The organism is Komagataeibacter melaceti (assembly GCF_003403295.1).
In the GTDB taxonomy this organism is placed as follows: domain Bacteria; phylum Pseudomonadota; class Alphaproteobacteria; order Acetobacterales; family Acetobacteraceae; genus Komagataeibacter; species Komagataeibacter melaceti.
Map to the genome: position 1 here is coordinate 1 of NZ_QUWV01000091.1, position 276 is coordinate 276.

1 pseudogene is annotated in these 276 nt (G+C 67.0%); it reads left to right on the forward strand.

The features are described from left to right. Window positions 1–276 (forward strand): annotated as a pseudogene (locus DY926_RS17295) (ParB/RepB/Spo0J family partition protein); the annotation flags it as partial.

The window sequence follows — 276 nt, forward strand, 5'->3', positions numbered from 1 at the left end:
GGCGAGATCCGCACGCAGGCCCTGCACCAGGCGCTGGACGGGGCGGCTGATGCCGTTGATCCATGGGATCTTGTAGGCGCACTCCTTCTGGCGTTGGGTTGCGGCAACGTGACGGTGAAGAAAGACACCAGCCATACCAGCTATCACCAGCCCACCGCCCGCGATAATGCGCTGGCCGCGCTGTTTCCCGAGGGGCACCTGGTGCGCGACCCGGCGCTGCTGCGCCATCATGCGATGGCGGTGGTGCGGAGCATCGCGAACTGCGACGTCAGCCCG